Source organism: Acinetobacter sp. YH12152, assembly GCF_013418285.1.
In the GTDB taxonomy this organism is placed as follows: Bacteria; Pseudomonadota; Gammaproteobacteria; order Pseudomonadales; family Moraxellaceae; genus Acinetobacter; species Acinetobacter amyesii.
The window spans coordinates 1-17660 of the sequence record NZ_VPCH01000017.1; the positions used below are offsets into that span (position 1 = coordinate 1).

Consider the following 17660-nt stretch of genomic DNA (forward strand, 5'->3'; position numbering starts at 1 on the left):
AAAATATATATCGTTGGCAGAAGAAATTATTTAGACCAATTATCAAAAACTTCATTGATGACTTTATTCTCGATAAAAATCATCTGCTACCACAGAGAATCTATAAATGATAGTGCGTAAGTCCTATTCATTTAAAAATAAGCAACCGAATTGCTAAATTTAGTTTCATAAATTTCCTATCTTATTTATTTATATTAGATTTTTATATTTTATCTTTTGCAGATGGATTTATTTATTAGCATTATTTTGAATTTAATATTGTGGGTAAGTTATTTTAATTTGAATTTAAAAATAGAATAAATCGACTAGCTTGTGGATAAAAAATATTCAATCATTTAAATATTCAGCGATTACACATGATTAGCGAGAAATAAAAAAAACCGCACTGAGGCGGTTTTTTTTATTTGAAATAGGTTTTTTGAATTCAAATTAGGCAGATTTCGCGTAAATATTGGCTTGTATCCACAGGTTGCCACGAATATATTGCCCAACATTGAAATCTTTATGCGCCGGATTTCGTGTTGCAACACGAACAATCACCGCTTCTTGGTTTTCTTCGTGGATTAAGGTCACATCATACAGCGTGTAGTCTTGCTCTTTAAATTGCATGGCGGTTTTGCCAACAATATGCCCTTGGAACCATGCTTCGTCTTCTTGGCCAAGATTTTCACCATATAGGTATGCAACCATTTTAGAAAAATCGACGGTCACTGGCGCTTTGTCATCTTCAGACTTTGGTTGCCATGCTTTAATTTGTTCGTGTAAATCTGCAGGGGCAACACCATTATTTGCTGCCAAGATATCGTTTAAAGCACGATGATGTTTAATCGATGCAGGATCATCAACGACAAGCTGTTCATGTTCTGCGACAGCTTCGAGTTCATAGGCCCAAGCATTGAGTTGCACACTGTAGCTTGCATCTTTTTCATATTGGTCGTGATTGACGCTATATAAACTATCAAAAGCATACACACTGGTATTTGCGCCTAAGTCGAGGCAAAGCACTGCTTGTGTATTGGATTTACAGGTAATAATACGTTCAATGGTGGCTTTGGTTTTATATGGGCTATCAAAACTTGGAAATGCAGTTTTAACGGCTTTAGGTTTATTATTTTCTACCGCAATCACTTGGCACAGTTGAATCGACGCTTGTGATGGACCTTGAATCAGCCAGGTACTTTGATCCATATCAGATTCTTGTGCGCATAAGCCCATCGGCATAATGGGTGCATCTAATGCCTGACCCAGCCAAACTGGTACATCCGTTGTCGGGTTGCCTGTAAGCAAATTCCAATGTTCAACATGACTACCAAAAGTTTGATCTTCAATAGTGATAATTTCAGGGCTATTTTGTTTTTTCATATGCACAATTGATATTGGGTTGGTTTCATAATTAATAAATCGAGGGTTATTTGAAATTTTCAAGTCACCGACGTCATATTTATCATGAAATCATGCATAAAAAATGTTTTCAGTAGGATTTAAATGTAAAAGCATTGGAAAATAAGCCCAAGTTGGAGTCATTTTGCAGCTTTTCGATTCTCATGATTAGAGAAATGTAGATCCATTCAGCGGATGCAGATCCCCAAAATGTCATGTAGATTTGTTACTATGAGTCATGTTTAAAAGTGAATGGAAAATCAGTGCTGCCATTTAAATTATGGGTGGATGCAGATGCGTTACCACGCATATTACGTGATGTGATTATTCGGGCTTCTGATCGTTACCAGTTAGAAGTCACTTTTGTCGCCAATCAAAATGTTGGGATAACGCCTTCGGTGCGGATTAACTCGATTCAAGTCATGAGTGGGGCAGATGCAGCGGATAAAGAAATTATTCAGCGCATGAAAGAGCACGACATCGTGATGACACAGGATATTCCACTTGCTGCTGAAGTGATTGAGCGAGGCGGTATAGCGATACATCCACGCGGTGAGATTTATACCACAGCAAATGTCAAAGCACGTCTACACTTACGTGATTTTATGGATACTTTACGGGGTGCAGGTGTGCAAACCGGTGGTCCAGCCCCGATTTCTGAACGTGATAAGCGCGAATTTTCCAGTAGCTTAGATCAAACCATTCAAAAGCAAAAACGCAAAACGGCACAGAAGTAAAAACCATGGCATCTAAAACAAACCTAGCGACGACCTATGCGTTGTTGGTCTTTATTTGGTCAACCACGCCACTTGCCATCGTTTGGAGTGTCAGTGATATCAATGCGTTTTGGGCACTGACATTACGCTTTTTTATCGCATTACCCTTGGCTGTTGCATTATTGTTTATTTTTAAACATAAACTGCCGATGGATAAAACCTCGCTGCACAGTTATTTGGCCGGGGCATTTAGTTTTATTGGTTCGCAAATTTTTACCTATATGGCAACAGCCTATCTCAGCTCAGGCATTATTGCCCTGATGTTTGGTTTGGCACCAATTATGACGGGTCTGATCGGTCGTTTCTTCTTTCATACCTATCTGCATCGCTTGCAATGGATGGGGATGTTGATTGCCGTCTGTGGTTTAGCCATTATTTGCTTAGGCGGCAGTGATCAGCACGTACAGCCTGTTGGCATCGTCTTAATGTTAATGAGCGTATTCGTCTACTGTATGTCGATTTTTTGGGTGAAAAAAGTCAATGCACCTTTGCAGCCCATGTCTCAAGCCACAGGTTCGATTCTTATCTCAGCACTATTTTCTGCCGCGATGCTACCGTTTATATGGCAGTATGCACCGACACAGATGCCTTCAACTAAAGCGCTCATTGGCTTATTTTATGCAGTGATTATGGCTTCATTGATTGCAATGTTTTGTTATTTCAAACTGGTACAAAACATCAAGGCGACAACTTTGTCTTTAACAACGGTACTCACACCCATGCTTGCTATGCTCTTTGGTGCTTTACTGAATGATGAAAAATTATCATTGATGGTTTTACTTGGTGCTGTGATTCTATTATCAGGCTTGTTTGTTTATTTTTATAAAGATTTTCGGGCGAACAGAGAGCTCGCCCACAAATTAAAACATTGATTAAAAATCACTCTTTGTTTTGGGTCAGTGCGATACACTCTGCAAGTTTGACGCGGTCTTGAGGGAGCAGCGTGATAAAATAGGCACCCGTACGATATAAGTTGCTTTCTTCTTCACGGCTATAAACCACTTGTGCTGTTGCCGCAATATGGAAGAAATTTTCAGGGTGGCTTAAGGTCACATGGATATAAGTGCCTTCTTTAATCGCGCGTTCGCTAAAAAAGCTCAAACCAGTCTCTGAGAAATTCACATGCTCAGGCACTGGTAACATGCTTTGTACAATTGCGTCGTATAAAGAACCCGTAATAAGGTTTAACTTTTGGTTAAATAAGGATAAGATTCGAGCAATTTGTTGATCTTTCTCAGCTAATTGTTCTAATTCGTAGTTGAGTGCATGATCAAATTGATCTAATTCAGCAAGTAGTAGAAAATAGCGCGGCAATACAAAATTAGGATCGTAAGGATCATTCAGTGCAACATCATCAGAGATAATCTGATAGTTGATGCGCAAAGCAGCATCGATACGCGACATTACACGGCGTTCAGTTTGAACGCTTTGATGCTGTAAATTTTCCATAATATATTACCTCGGACTAGATGGTTATGTTTAAACCAATCTCGCTGTATATAGGGTTGAGATACACTCGCGCTCGGCGCAGTAACCACTTTATTTCTTTTATTGCTCTGGTATCCATGATCGGCCTCACGCTTGGTGTGGCAGTCCTTATTACAGTTTTATCTGTGATGAATGGTTTCGATCGTGAGCTGAAAACTCGTGTCTTAGGAATGATACCTCAAGCCACTGTTTCTTCAACACAAATTTTAACAAATTGGCCTGAACTTGCAAAAAAAATTGAGCAGCATGAGCATGTTCAAGGGGTCGCACCATTCACCCAATTACAGGGAATGTTGACGGCACAAGGTCAAGTGTCTGGCATTATGGTCAGTGGGATTGAACCGCAGTATGAAAAAAAGGTATCAATTATCCAAGACCATATGGTGGAAGGCAGTATCGATAACCTGAAAAAAGGTGAGTTTGGTATTGTCCTTGGCAAGCAAATGACAGATGCCTTAGGTTTAGGCTTGAATGACAGTGTGACCTTAGTGCTTCCTGAAGCAACTCCTTCGCCGGCTGGCGTTGTTCCGCGTTTTAAACGATTTAAAATTGTGGGTATTTTCAGTATTGGTGCGGAAGTTGATTCGATGATGGGCTATGTGGCCCTGAACGATGCGTCGACTTTATTAAGACTGCCAGATGGTGCACAAGGCATCCGTATGAAGTTGGATGATATTTTTGCAGCACCACAAGTCTCTCAAGAAATTGTGCGTGATCTACCAGCAAACTTCTATGCTTCAGATTGGACTTATACACACGGCAACCTATTTAGTGCGATTCAAATGGAAAAGGCAATGGTAAGTTTATTGCTGTTCCTGATCGTATTGGTTGCAGCATTTAATATCGTGTCTTCATTGGTGATGGTGGTCACTGATAAAAAATCTGATATTGCAATTTTGCGTACTCTAGGCGCTTCACCAGCTACAATTACGCGGATCTTCATGGTGCAAGGTACAGTGATTGGGGTGATTGGTACGGTGTCTGGGGCGATCTTAGGAATTATCGCTGCATCCAGTATTAGTAATTTAGTTGGTTGGTTAAATACTACACTGGGCTTAAATATGTTTGATGCTTACTTCATCAACTATTTACCGTCTTATTTAAGATGGCAAGATGTTGTGGTGATTGTGTCCTTATCATTGGGTCTTAGCTTTATCGCGACTATTTATCCAGCTTTACGTGCAGCTAAAGTTCAACCTGCAGAGGCACTACGCTATGAGTAATTTAGTTTTAGATGCCCAAAACATTACCAAATCTTTTACCGATGGGAAGTCTACAGTCGATGTGATTCGTGGACTTTCATTACAAGTTAAAGCGGGTGAGTTTGTTTCGATTGTGGGGTCAAGTGGCTCTGGTAAAAGTACGTTGTTGCATGTATTGGGTGGCTTGGATCGTCCAACATCGGGTCAAGTGTTGATTAATGGTCAACGCTTTGACACTTTAGGTGAAGCAGAGCGTGGTTATATTCGTAATGAGCATTTAGGTTTTGTGTATCAATTCCATCACTTGCTACCTGAATTTACCGCCTTTGAAAATGTGGCGATGCCATTAATGTTACGTAAGTCGAGTAACTTCAAAGAAGTGAAGCAGCAAGCTGAATATCTCTTGGAACGCGTTGGACTTTCCCACCGCATGACGCACAAGCCCGGTGAGCTTTCAGGTGGTGAACGTCAACGTGTGGCTTTGGCTCGTGCATTAGTAGCAAAACCTAAGTTGATGATGGCTGATGAGCCAACTGGGAACTTAGACCGCAAAACCGCGGTAAAGATTTTTGAGTTACTATCTGAGTTGCGTAAAGAATTTAACATGGCCATGTTAATCGTGACCCATGACGAATATTTAGCTCAATCTGCTGATGCGATTTTGCATATGCAAGATGGTTTATGGGTAGATGACTAATCGCTAAATTGATTTCGCAAAAATTAGTGGATTAAGATTGTTTGATTGAAGCTCACCTCGGTGGGCTTTATTATTACCAGCACATAATAAAAATAATGACGACTCATGTTACAAAGCTTTTGTATTGGCTGGATTTTAGGCATTTCTTTTATGGGGTTCACGTTTTGGAATCCACATATTTCGACAGCTCAGTTGCTTTTTATTGTTCTGATTTGGCTAGGTTTACAGCTTTGTATTTCCCCAAAACTAAAAAGTATCTTTTCGAAATTCTTACAGCTCAGTACAAATCTTTGCATGGGCGCAGTTCTCGGCTTCAGTTTCGCCAATACTCAACTTGATCAGCGTTTGGCATTGGTTGAGCATCAGAGCAGACAAGGCGAGTTTATTGTGTATATCCCACAAATTAGCCAACTCAAAGACCAAGCGATACATCAAAAAGCCGAAGTGCTAAATGTGAATCAGCAGATTCAATATTTTATGGCGTATTTACCCAATTCGATTTTGCAAAATAATGACCAGACGATCCAGCTAGTTCCCGGGCAATACTATCGCATGTATGGTGAGTTACGGCCTACACAGAGTTATGTGACCGAAGGTGCATTTGATCAAGAACGGTGGAGCATACAGCAAAATATACATGCTAGTTTAAAGGTGAAGTCAGTCGAATTGATACCACCCCAACATATGACTGCAATGGGCTATGGTCATCAGTATCAACGACATCAAGGTGTGTTGCATCAGTTCAAAATAAAAGTCGAACAGCAGCGTTTATATTTAAGAGCGTTTATATATCAACAACCACTACGAAATCATGGCTTGCTGCTAGCACTGCTTACTGGTGATAAAAGTTTACTCACTGAAGGCACCAGTGAATTATTTCAACGCTTTGGCATGAGTCATTTACTAGCGATCTCTGGTCCGCATGTACTGGTTTTTGCCAGCATGCTCTGTTGGGCGATGCAGTTGGGTATCCGTAAATATTGTCCCAAAATTTATCTCAAATGGCCTAAACAATATGTATTGGTCGTGCCCTTTATCTTCTGTGTCCTTTTATATTGTGCATTTACCGGTTTTGAAATACCAGCACTAAGAACGCTGACGATCTGCCTTGTCGCAAGTAGCATGCTTTTGTTACGGCAAACCATTCAGCCTTTTCAACTGCTGGTTTTTAGTGCCGCAATTTTATTGCTCGTGGATCCCTTTAGTATTTTATCCGCGGCATTTTGGTTGTCTTATGGCGCATGCTTTATTTTACTGCGGATATATCAAACCTTAAGGATGCATTTACTGGCTCAAGCGGAAGTCAGTTTTTGGCAAAAGTTAAAGCATTCAATGTGGTTGATGGTGGAATCACAATGGAAAATCTTTGTCGCCTTATTTCCATTGATGGTGATTTTTTTCAAGCAAGTGACTTGGATTAGCCCATTAAGTAATTTATTCGCCATCCCGTGGTTAGGGGCTGTGGTGGTTCCTTTAGATATCATCGGAGGGGCACTTTCTTATATTTCTACACCTTTGGCGCATTTGGTCTTTTTATTCAATGATCTGTGTTTAGAAGTGTTACATGTATTTCTCTATGGCTTAGATCGACTCTTTGCACCAAAAATGCACGATGTCGCATTGACGTCCACTCAGATCGTACTGTTGATACTCGCCATAGTAATCTTATTTTTACCTGAAGGAATCTTGCCAAAATATTGGGCGGTCATTGCCTTTTTTGCTCTGTTTATTCCATGGAAAAATTCAGCAAATTTTCAGCTTTCAATTTTAGATGTGGGACAAGGGCAGGCGATCTATATCCGTTCTGTAGATCATCATATGATGGTGGACTTCGGTGGAAACTATGATGAAAGTCAATTTAGTGTCGGGCAGAATATCATCCGGCCATTTTTGAGTGTGAATGGTGTCCATCGACTAGATCGGGTGTTATTGACTCATTTAGATCAAGACCATAGCGGTGGTTTTTTCTCATTGGAGCAACAGCTTGATATCGGGCAGCTTTCAAGTAATGAGCGAGTACAAACCACGAACCAAGTTCCACAGCGTTTATGTCAGCGTGGTCAGCAGTGGAATTGGGATCAGCAAGTCTATTTTGAAATACTCTCGCCAAAGCCTGAAGATCTGACAAATGCTCAATGGAATGCCAATGAACGTTCTTGTGTTCTATATGTCACGGTCAAAGGCGTCAATGGCCCACGACATTTTCTATTGATGGGGGATGCGGGTTGGGAGACGGAATATCAAATGTTAAGTGATTATCCAGACCTAAAAGTCGATGTCTTGGTGCTTGGACACCATGGTAGTCGGCACAGTTCATCCTATGCGTTTTTAAACCATTTTAAGCCCAAGTTGGCGATTGCTTCCGCAGGTCGCTTTAATCGTTATGGACATCCTGCAAAGATGACCCAAACACGGCTCAAACAATTAGACATTCCACTCTTGCAAACTGCACAAAGTGGAAGTATTCATTTCAAGCAAAATAAACAACAAATTGAACTAATTGAAGAGCGGACAAAGTATAAATGGCTCGATCTATATCGCAGGCTATCTAAAGAATCCGAATAGAAAAACTACTTCAAGTATATTGCTTGAAAATGTCATTCTGCCACATTTTTTATTGTTTGAAGTCTTTGATATTCCTCACGAATATCACGAATGCGTTGAGCGGCTTCTTCATCACTAATATTGTATAGATTTCTCAATTTTGGGTTGGCTTTAAAGCGTTTATAGCTCCAGTGATAATGCTCTGGGTAACGATGGATTAAATCTTCCACTGCTTTAAAGATAACCATCGAGCCATCATCTGCATTACCTTGATAAATATTGTCATCGATAGGTTCGATATGCATATCAAAACCATGATTATCATTACGAATGGCGTACAGTAAGAGCGCACGTGCTTTGGTTTTTTGAATTAGTTTTGCACTTAAGTTGCTGGTTTTTAGTGGAATACCAAAGTATGGAATCATTTCGCCGCCGGCATTGGGGGTGTGGTCTGGCAAGATCACAGTCGTCCCACCTTGTTTTAAGGCTTTGAAAATCTGACGTACACCTGATTCATCCGTAGGAACCAATATTGCTTGCTCACGGCTTCGAGCAGCACGGACAAAATTGTTGGCAGATTCGCTTTTTACCGGCTTGTACATGATGGTCATTTGAGTGTACTGCGCAACCCATGCATTCATGATTTCCCAAGTACCAAAATGTGGTACTACGAGTACAACGCCTTTTTGTAGGGCGAGCGCTTCATGTAAATATTCAGCGCCATGTACGTGATGAATTCGTTGAATATTTTTTTCTGTACTTGCACCCCAAATGTTAAAAAATTCAAAATAAGAACAAAGTTCGTTTCGAATCGCTTGTTTAGTGAGTTGAATGCGAGCTGACTCTGATAATTCAGGCAATGCAATTTTAAGATTGCGTTGAATCGTAGAGTAGGTTTTAGAGATTTTTAAAACATTGACTAACCCAGCCAAACCTTTTGCAATTAATCTTGAAATTTGAATAGGTTGACGGCTGATAAATTTTAACAGGTGATATGTGGTGTCCTGTGAATTTTGGTCGGTCATCTTATTTAAGTCTGAAAGAAATGAAAGAAAATTTAAAATAATTATAGGGGAAAATGAATTGATTAGACAGTTATAGCGATTAGCGTGTATATAATGACTACAAATTAACGATCAAATGGGTTTTTTTATGTCCGAATGGCCACCAAAACCTGAAGAAAAACAGCAAAGTTCTTCAAACAATATTCAGCAGCCAACTGGAAATGAATGGAAAATATTAGAAAAAGCCGTACTTTCTTCCGTTGAGGAACAACGTAGAGCACGTAGATGGGGTATATTTTTTAAATTTTTAACCTTTGCTTATTTGCTATTTATTATCATTGCGATGGCAAAAAGTTGCAGCATGTCATCATCAGATCCTGCAGCAACAGCGGGTTCACATATTGCCGTGGTTGATATCATTGGGACCATTGCAGCGGACAAGCAAAGTGTAAACAGCGCAAATACTATCAAAGCTTTGAAAAAAGCCTATGAAAACAAACAAAGCAAAGCGATTGTTTTAAATATTAATTCACCAGGTGGTTCACCTGTTCAGTCTGATGAAATTTGGCAAGAAATTCAGTACTTGAAAAAAGCCCATACCGATAAAAAACTGTATGCCATTATTGGTGATACAGGCGCTTCAGGTGCGTACTATATTGCTTCTGCCGCAGATGAAATTATTGTCAATCCTTCAAGTTTAGTGGGTTCAATTGGCGTGATCATGCCGAATTATGGTGTTAGTGGTTTGATGCAAAAATTCGGTGTAGAAGATCGCACCATGACTTCGGGTGAGAACAAAGCCATTTTATCCATGACTCAACCTGTAGATGCAGCACAAAAAGCACATGTTCAAGGTGTACTCGATAATGTTCATGCGCATTTCATTAATGCAGTGAAGGAAGGTCGCGGTAAGAAATTAAAATCAAATGATCCAGCTATTTTCTCAGGTTTATTTTGGACGGGTGATCAGGCTGTGAAGCTAGGTATTGCTGACCGTACAGGTAGTTTAAATAGCCTGAAACGTGAATTGAAAACTGAAAAAGCCGTGAACTACACCATTGAAAATAGTCCGTTTGATTCTGTACTAGGTCGTATGGGAAGTTCGTTTGGTCAAGGTTTGGCAAGCGCATTGTCACAACAGGTTCAATCTGAAAACAGCACGAAGTTACAATGAAACCGTTAATTCATTTTGCGCACGCCAATGGCGTGCCATCACGGGTTTATCAAAAATTGTTTGATTTACTGAGTGATGAATATGATGTGATCTATGTGCCGTTACTTGGGCCTGATAAGCGTTACCCAATCGATAACCATTGGAAAAGCTTAACACAGCAAGTCATTGACAGTATTGTACGTCAGGCCAATGGTCGTAAGGTGATTGGATTAGGTCACTCATTAGGTTCGGTTTTAACATTTCAGGCTGCTTTACAACGCCCAGAATTGTTTGAACAAGTGTTAATGATTGATCCGCCTATGATCATGGGGAAAGAGTCTTTTGCTTTGCACATCGCAAAACTCCTCAAACTTAAAGTCCTCGATAAAATGTCCCCAGCAGGATTGTCGAAGCGTCGTCGTGATCATTGGGACAGCCGTGAACAAGCAGCAGAGCTTTTAAGGCCGAAAGGTTTTTATAAAGATTTCGATCCAGACTGTTATCAAGCTTATATTGATCATGCCTTGATGGACGATAAACTGCGTGGTGGGGTGGAGTTGACGATTTCACGTGATGATGAAGTTCATATTTTTCGAACCAATCCTTCACTGTGGTGGTTACCTCATGCTCAACCACAAGTACCTGTACAGCAGTTAATTGCAGAGCAGGGACCATTTTTAGCTCGGCACTTTCCACAAATGGTAGAGAAAAAATTTGGGATTCCATTTAAAGTTGCTGCGGGGAGTCATATGTTTCCCTTGGAACATCCTGTGGAAACTGTTGAATTGATTAAAAATTTACTTAAATTGTCTAAGCGTCATCATTGAACCTTAAAAACGACAACACAAAAAAAGCACTCTATAGAGTGCTTTTTTTATGAATGAAACATTCTACTTTTGAGATTTATTTCGCATTTTCAAATTGTAAAACAACTTTGTTGTTGGCATCTAAAAATTTCAAATGATCTTTAGAGGCATCATAATGAGTAACTTGGCTCAATGCCTGTGAAAAATGTTGAGGAATATTTGTCGCAGTCAAACACGCTCTTTGTGTTGTAGCAAGGTTTGAAAATTGGATTTTTGTGTTTTGCACAGCGTAACCGCCCATGAATCGATTACAACCATCAGAACCACTTACACGAGTATCGTCGAAAGTGATGGTGGGTACGTTCGAATTGTTAGGGTCAGCTTCAAGCTTAACGCCTTGAATTTCACTCGCAACCCAATTTTTGTTTTGTAATTTATCTAAATTACGATCAGTAGCCGGATTTGATGTCGTAGCACAACCAATCATACCCAGTGTTATACATGCACAAGTCGCCAGTGTGATGGATTTTAACATGTGATTTTCTCCACTTTTGTTTGAAGGATGTAATATTTCTAGATTTATAAGGTTTACTAATTGCAATATAAGCTTATTATTTTAATGATGCTAAAAGCTTTAATTTAACTAAAAACTACATATTGATCATAAAGTTGAACATTCTGCAAAAATGGATTTTAGATTTTAGATTTTAGATTTTAGATTTTAGATTTTAGATTTTAGATTTTAGATTTTAGATTTTAGATTTTAGATTTTAGATTTTAGATTTTAGATTTTAGATTTTAGTAATAAATAGAGTTTTATTTGGCACTGAAAAAACAAAACGCACCCTAAGATGCGTTGATTGTTAAGTTATACAGTTGCTTAGAACTTACAGAATTGAACAGGTTGTTGCAAAGGCTCGCCACGATATAAAACACCATTTTCAGTGTGTTGAATGGTGCCATTACAAATCCATTCTGCCACTTGAGGGTAAATCACATGCTCAAGCACGTGAACCCGATCTGCCAGACTTTCAGCATGATCATGCTCATTGACTTTAAGTACGCCTTGAGCAAGCGCTTGACCAGCATCCAGCTCTGCAGTCACATAGTGAACTGTACAGCCATGGAAGACATCACCGGTGTTTAAAACACGTTGATGAGTATGCATTCCTTTATAATTTGGCAGCAGAGAAGGGTGGATGTTAATCATTTTTCCTTCCCATGCTTTGACAAATTTTGCGCTTAAAATGCGCATAAAGCCTGCCAAAATGACCAAATCAACATCCCAGTCGAGCAGTTGTTGATGCATCACATCATCAAAAGCTTCACGACTTGGATATTGCTTATGTTCAATGACTGCAGTTGCAATCTTTGCTTTTCTTGCACGTTGCAGTGCAAAAGCGTCAGGTCTATTGGAAATCACCCCAACGATTTGACCTGATAGATTGGCATCGATCAGGGCTTGCAGGTTAGATCCGCTGCCTGAAACAAGTACAGCAATTTTAATCATGAACGTTGCTTATGCGAAAACTACACGGATTTTTTCGTCAGCACCTTCAACAGATTCAGCATTGTCTGCAATGTGACCCATTGTGAATGCTTTTTCGCCAAGGCTATTGAGTAATTCAACAGTTTTGTCAGCATCGGCTGCATCAACCACGAGAACCATACCTACGCCACAGTTAAATGTGCGGTACATTTCAAATTGTTCAACACCACCTTCTTTTTGAAGTAGTTTGAATAATTCTGGCCATTCCCAAGATGCTTCATTGACTACCGCTTGAGCACCATTTGGCAGTACGCGAGGTAAGTTACCCGGTAAACCGCCGCCTGTGATGTGCGCCATAGCGTGTACATCCACTTCTTTCAATAACTGAAGAATTGGTTTTACATAAATACGTGTTGGTTCCATTGCTGTATCTGCAAGTGGACGACCATCAACGATTTGAGTAAGGTCAACGTTTTTCACATCTAAAATTTTACGAAGAAGTGAGTAACCGTTTGAGTGTGCGCCAGAAGATGCAACACCAACTAAAACGTCACCCGCTTTAACTTTAGAGCCATCAATAATTTTACTTTGCTCAACTACACCTACGCAGAAACCTGCAAGGTCATAGTCTTCGCCTTCATACATACCTGGCATTTCAGCAGTTTCACCGCCAACCAATGCACAACCTGCAAGTTCACAACCCGCACCGATACCAGTCACAACATTTGCTGCAACGTCAACGTTGAGGTGGCCAGTTGCATAGTAGTCAAGGAAGAACAGTGGTTCAGCACCACATACAAGAAGATCGTTTACGCACATTGCAACCAAGTCTTGACCAATTGTGTCATGACGGTTCAAATTCAATGCTAAACGCAATTTTGTACCAACACCATCTGTGCCAGATACGAGAACAGGTTCTTCATAACCTTTAGGAATTTTACAAAGAGCGCCGAAGCCGCCTAGGCCGCCCATTACTTCAGGACGTGCAGTACGTTTCGCGACAGATTTGATACGATCGACTAACGCGTCGCCCGCTTCAATGTCGACACCTGCATCTTTGTAGCTTAAACCAGTGTTTGGGGTAGAAGTTGAGTTGCTCATAATGAAGTCTCCGCATTCGCGCGGGGATTATAACCTGAATATGCAAAACTCTTATGCTATTTCGCACTAAAATGTTATCTTTATTAAAATATTTTCCTTTCTATAACGATTACATTGAAAAAAGGTGACTTTATATGGGTGATCGCACCTTGCGCCGAATATTTATTCTTGCTGGGATAGCATTGATCATATGGGTTTTATACTTATTAAAGCCTGTAGTTGTTCCTTTTGTCGGCGCATTTCTAATTGCATATTTATTTAGCCCTTTAGTCGATAAATTACATAATATTGGCTTGCCGCGCTGGTTGTCTATCAGTTTGGTCTTTATTGGAATTGGTGTCGCTATATTCCTTGCAATGTGGTTCCTCGTACCACTGGTATGGGAACAGTTGATGTATGCGAAAAACAATATTCCAAGCAATATTCATTGGGTCAACTATACATTCCTGCCGTGGTTATCAGAGACATTTAATCTTGTACCGATGGAAATTGATACAGAGCAAATGTCAGCAGCGATCATGGAGTATATTCAAACCAACTATAGTGCAGACAGTATCCAAGCCATGTTGTTAAAAGTGGCACAATCGGGTCTGAATTTCATACAGATTGGTGGCACGATTGTCTTAATTCCAATCATAGCTTTCTATTTCTTATTAGATTGGGAGCGTATGTTAGAAAACATGCGTCGACTTATTCCACGTAAATATGAAAAAAGCACGCTCACAATCGTGGGCGAATGTCATGAAGTTTTAGGTGCATTTGTAAAAGGCCAATTCTTGGTAATGTTCTTATTGGGTGTTGTTTATGCGGTTGGACTCCAATTAGTCGGTATTGAGGTTGGCATCATCATTGGGATGATTGCGGGTCTAGCCAGTATTATTCCGTATTTGGGTTTTGCGGTAGGTATTATTTCGGCAATTGTGGCTTGCCTGTTCCAATTCGGTTTGGATTGGGTGCATTTGGCCTTAGTACTGGTGGTATTCATGGTAGGGCAGGCGATAGAAGGTTATATTTTACAGCCTTTCTTATTAGGCGACAAAATTGGTTTGTCTCCTGTGGCAGTGGTATTTGCAGTCCTTGCAGGCGCGCAATTGGCAGGACTCCTCGGAATGCTCATTGCACTACCCGTTGCAGCGATTATTGTGGTCTTATTACGTCATGCACGCGAAAATTACGAGAAAAGTAATTTATACCGAAATGATGTACTTGTCGTAAATGATGCTGCAAGTGGCACTTTAAACATAGAAACCAATCAAGTTGCTGTCGATATTGAGCTCAAAAATCAGTCTGCAAATTCGCTGCAAGATCCTGAAATTTCGAGTAACATTGAAAGATCAGAACATAAAGATTGATAAGGCCAAAATATAGATATGCGTCAATTGCAGCTAGATATAGAACCACAACTCGATGCCCGAATTAGTGATTTTTCTGGGCCGAGTTGGGGGCATGTAATCGATGGTGTTCGTCAGTTACATGCTGGTTTAATGAATCGTTTCTATATCTATGGTGGAGCTGGCACAGGAAAAAGCCATTTACTGTCTGCAATATGTGACTCCTATTTAGAAATTGGCAAATCAGCAATTCAAGTTTCATTGCTTGAATTGCTCGATGCTCCCACTGAAGCGATTACTTCGCTTGATCGCTATGATTTGGTGGCTTTAGATGATATTGAAGCCATCAGTGGAGTTCCACATTGGCAAAAAGCTGTTTTTCACCTGATTAACTATAATAACGAAGAAGGTGGTCAATTGGTCTTTTCATCTCGACTAGCGCCAATTGAACTCAAACTTGAACTGCCAGACCTACAGTCTAGATTAACTCAGGCTGTTAGTGTGAAAGTGCCGAATGGTAGCTTATACGCAGACCGTCAAGCGCTCGTGAACTCTGTTTTAGCGCGACGTGGCATCCATATGGATCAACAAATTGTGGATTATTTGTTGGCACATGGGCCGCATCAGGCGTCTATTTTACTTCGCTCTTTAGAACAACTGATTCAGATGTTAAAAGGTGAAAAAGTCAAATTGAGTCATGCCAATTTAAGACAAATTTTTGCCCTAATTGATGAATATCGGTAAGCAATAAAAATTCTTGAGTAATTACTCAAGCTGTGACAAAGTACATAAAAATATTTTAATGTTGCAAGGATTGTGCAACTTAAGAATAAAAAGATAAAAAATATTTAAGGAGATGGATATGCTCAAACAGAGCATAGGCATTGGCATGCTTCTCATGGCAGGTCATGCATTTAGCGCAGAAATTACCGTTACAACCACTGAAGATGTTGTAAAGGATGACAAGGAATGTTCACTTCGTGAAGCCATAGAATATATCAATAATGGTATGCCAGAAGCCGGATATAATGGTTGCGGGGGGAAAGACGCCTATGCCTCAATTTCTCTGAAAAAAAATGAAGTTTATAAACTCACTAAAAAAATTGATATTAAAGCAGAACTGAATCTGAAAACGGCGTATGACAGTAACGTCAATGAAGATGTCGTACTCGGTCTTAATAATGCCGTCATTGAAATGACCGGTAAGGATCAAATTTTTAATATTAATGACGGCGAAAAAGAACTAATTGCGATCAATTTTAAAGAAATTTCATTTAAAGGATGTAAGCAAGATCAGTGCGCTGATAAAGGCGGCATCCTTTTTAATAATGAAAAACTCACACTTGAAAATGTAAAGTTTGAAGATGGTAATGCACGACTTGGTGGTGCAATCTACAATGTTGGATTCTCAGAAGATGGCGCAGCTGTAGCAAGCCGTCTGTATATGCGAACCACGATTTTTCAAAACAACAAAGCGGTAGATGGTGGTGCAATTTACTCAGAAGCACCGGCTTATGAAATCTATACATCTTTGTTCAAAAATAATGAAAGCACTTCTGGTCGAGCGATTGTTTACAATCAAAATGGGCTCGCAGACATCAGCAAGTTGGTGTTCAGTAACCCTCAAAATATCATTGCCAATAGTACCTTTTTCAAAAACAAAGGTTTTGCTGTCAACTTACGTGATGGTTTAGCACTCAATAATATTACAGTACTGAAGAACAGTGGCGGTATCGAACTAAATAGTACCTCTGAGCATGCTTATTTAGCCAATAGTGTGGTGATTGGTAATGCGCTCAGTGGTACCGCTCAAGATTGTAAAGTCGTGAACTCAGGAACAGACCAATCTGTTTTTTATAACAACTTAGTGGCTGCGAGTTGTCCTGTTGGGCCTGCTGCAAATTTAAATGATGTATGGTCTGGGACGAGTTTAATTGCGGGTGAAGATGAAGGTAGCTGTAAAACCTTAACAGAAGATCGTAATGCACTTTTCTGTCCATTTACCACAGCAAATAACGCATTTATTGGTTATTTACGTCCTCGTATTTTATTAGATTACGAAACGATTTTCTCAAGCCCGATATTAAATAAGGGGAAGACCACAGCAGATGGCAATGAGCATCATGTGTATTGTGAGTCTTCTGATCAGCGTGGAAAAAATCGTAATTTGGATGATGTTTGGTGTGATCGTGGGGCTATCGAAATTGTGGTTCCTGTGAGCATGCCTCGCTTAGGTAAAGACATACGTACAGGTGAAGTGGCGAAGTTTAATATCTTAGATGCTTTAGGTGACAGTGATTTAATTCCAAAAGAAGAATGTACAAAAGTGATGGGTATGGCAAATCCAACAGGTGAGCCATGGCAAGATGGTTGTCCAATAGTTGTACAAAGCACCGAATCAAAAGGTAAATTTACACTGAATTTGAATGGTGATTTTGAATACACGCCAAATGGAAATTGGCATGGCGCAGATATTTTTGAATTGCGTGTGGTGACGTCTTCAACCCGTTTTAATACTTCGGCAAAAAATTATTTAGCAGCAGAAGTGCGTATTTTCCAAGAACCAAACAATGAAATGGAAAGTAAAACCGTTAAAACTTCTGGTGGTGCTCTAGGCTGGGCGAGTATTTTTGCGCTGCTTGGCTTAGTTGGATTTCGTCGCTTTAAAAAATAGTCTGGATAGAATTAA

16 protein-coding genes and 1 pseudogene are annotated in these 17660 nt (G+C 39.9%); 11 read left to right on the plus strand and 6 right to left on the minus strand.

The genetic code is table 11. From position 1 onward, the window contains the following. Positions 1-110 (plus strand): annotated as a pseudogene (locus FTU83_RS07290) (IS701 family transposase); the annotation flags it as partial. A 319-nt stretch (positions 111-429) separates the two neighbouring features. On the opposite strand, the gene FTU83_RS07295 reads toward FTU83_RS07290, so the two are convergent. Beyond that, the gene (locus FTU83_RS07295; RefSeq protein WP_180009976.1) at positions 430-1362 is read right to left on the minus strand and encodes a hypothetical protein; all 933 of its coding nucleotides are present in this window, start codon (positions 1360-1362) and stop codon (positions 430-432) included. A 266-nt stretch (positions 1363-1628) separates the two neighbouring features. Between FTU83_RS07295 and FTU83_RS07300 the strand changes: the two genes are divergently transcribed. Beyond that, entirely contained in the window at positions 1629-2117 is a 489-nt protein-coding gene (locus FTU83_RS07300) for a YaiI/YqxD family protein (protein ID WP_372491130.1), read from the plus strand. A gap of 5 nt (positions 2118-2122) precedes the next feature. Continuing rightward, positions 2123-3028, plus strand: coding sequence for a DMT family transporter (locus tag FTU83_RS07305; protein WP_180105994.1), 906 nt, complete (start codon positions 2123-2125; stop codon positions 3026-3028). A gap of 7 nt (positions 3029-3035) precedes the next feature. On the opposite strand, the gene FTU83_RS07310 is transcribed toward FTU83_RS07305, so the two are convergent. After that, entirely contained in the window at positions 3036-3605 is a 570-nt protein-coding gene (locus FTU83_RS07310) for a PilZ domain-containing protein (protein WP_078192054.1), read from the minus strand. A 26-nt stretch (positions 3606-3631) separates the two neighbouring features. Between FTU83_RS07310 and FTU83_RS07315 the strand changes: the two genes are divergently transcribed. The 3 genes from FTU83_RS07315 to FTU83_RS07325 all read left to right on the plus strand — a co-directional run bounded on the left by FTU83_RS07315 (position 3632) and on the right by FTU83_RS07325 (position 8108). Next, a complete protein-coding gene (locus FTU83_RS07315) occupies positions 3632-4867 on the plus strand; it encodes a lipoprotein-releasing ABC transporter permease subunit (RefSeq protein ID WP_078190389.1) in 1236 nt (411 codons plus the stop codon). Then, positions 4860-5543, plus strand: coding sequence for a lipoprotein-releasing ABC transporter ATP-binding protein LolD (lolD, locus tag FTU83_RS07320; protein ID WP_111883937.1), 684 nt, complete (start codon positions 4860-4862; stop codon positions 5541-5543). Before FTU83_RS07315 ends, lolD begins: the two co-directional genes overlap by 8 nt. 105 nt (positions 5544-5648) lie before the next feature. Then, positions 5649-8108, plus strand: a complete 2460-nt coding sequence (locus FTU83_RS07325; protein WP_180105995.1) for a DNA internalization-related competence protein ComEC/Rec2 — start codon at positions 5649-5651, stop codon at positions 8106-8108. A gap of 32 nt (positions 8109-8140) precedes the next feature. On the opposite strand, the gene FTU83_RS07330 is transcribed toward FTU83_RS07325, so the two are convergent. Then, the gene (locus tag FTU83_RS07330) at positions 8141-9112 is read right to left on the minus strand and encodes a lysophospholipid acyltransferase family protein (RefSeq protein ID WP_180003312.1); all 972 of its coding nucleotides are present in this window, start codon (positions 9110-9112) and stop codon (positions 8141-8143) included. A 127-nt stretch (positions 9113-9239) separates the two neighbouring features. On the opposite strand from FTU83_RS07330, the gene sppA reads away from it, so the two are divergent. Together sppA and FTU83_RS07340 are read left to right on the plus strand one after the other, a co-directional pair. Beyond that, positions 9240-10265, plus strand: coding sequence for a signal peptide peptidase SppA (gene sppA / locus FTU83_RS07335; protein WP_078192397.1), 1026 nt, complete (start codon positions 9240-9242; stop codon positions 10263-10265). After that, positions 10262-11071 (plus strand): alpha/beta hydrolase, encoded by an 810-nt coding sequence (locus FTU83_RS07340; RefSeq protein ID WP_180003310.1) that lies wholly within the window; start codon positions 10262-10264, stop codon positions 11069-11071. Before sppA ends, FTU83_RS07340 begins: the two co-directional genes overlap by 4 nt. A gap of 76 nt (positions 11072-11147) precedes the next feature. Here the strand turns inward: FTU83_RS07340 and FTU83_RS07345 are convergent, their stop codons facing one another. The 3 genes from FTU83_RS07345 to purM form a co-directional block, all read right to left on the minus strand. Next, positions 11148-11585 carry an META domain-containing protein gene (locus tag FTU83_RS07345; RefSeq protein ID WP_078192049.1) on the minus strand — a complete coding sequence of 146 codons (438 nt, stop codon included), beginning with the start codon at positions 11583-11585 and terminating at the stop codon, positions 11148-11150. 345 nt (positions 11586-11930) lie between these two features. Continuing rightward, positions 11931-12560, minus strand: a complete 630-nt coding sequence (gene purN / locus FTU83_RS07350; RefSeq protein ID WP_180003308.1) for a phosphoribosylglycinamide formyltransferase — start codon at positions 12558-12560, stop codon at positions 11931-11933. Between the two features lie 9 nt (positions 12561-12569). Next, a complete protein-coding gene (gene purM, locus FTU83_RS07355) occupies positions 12570-13640 on the minus strand; it encodes a phosphoribosylformylglycinamidine cyclo-ligase (protein WP_078190382.1) in 1071 nt (356 codons plus the stop codon). Between the two features lie 134 nt (positions 13641-13774). On the opposite strand from purM, the gene cxpE reads away from it, so the two are divergent. The 3 genes from cxpE to rbtA all read left to right on the plus strand — a co-directional run bounded on the left by cxpE (position 13775) and on the right by rbtA (position 17645). Next, positions 13775-14992: a chloramphenicol efflux transporter CxpE gene (gene cxpE / locus FTU83_RS07360; RefSeq protein WP_180105996.1), complete on the plus strand. Its 1218-nt coding sequence runs from the start codon at positions 13775-13777 to the stop codon at positions 14990-14992. An 18-nt stretch (positions 14993-15010) separates the two neighbouring features. Further along, entirely contained in the window at positions 15011-15715 is a 705-nt protein-coding gene (gene hda, locus FTU83_RS07365) for a DnaA regulatory inactivator Hda (RefSeq protein WP_078190380.1), read from the plus strand. A gap of 118 nt (positions 15716-15833) precedes the next feature. Further along, the gene (rbtA, locus tag FTU83_RS07370; protein WP_180073587.1) at positions 15834-17645 is read left to right on the plus strand and encodes a rhombotarget A; all 1812 of its coding nucleotides are present in this window, start codon (positions 15834-15836) and stop codon (positions 17643-17645) included. The last annotated feature ends 15 nt before the right edge of the window (positions 17646-17660 follow it).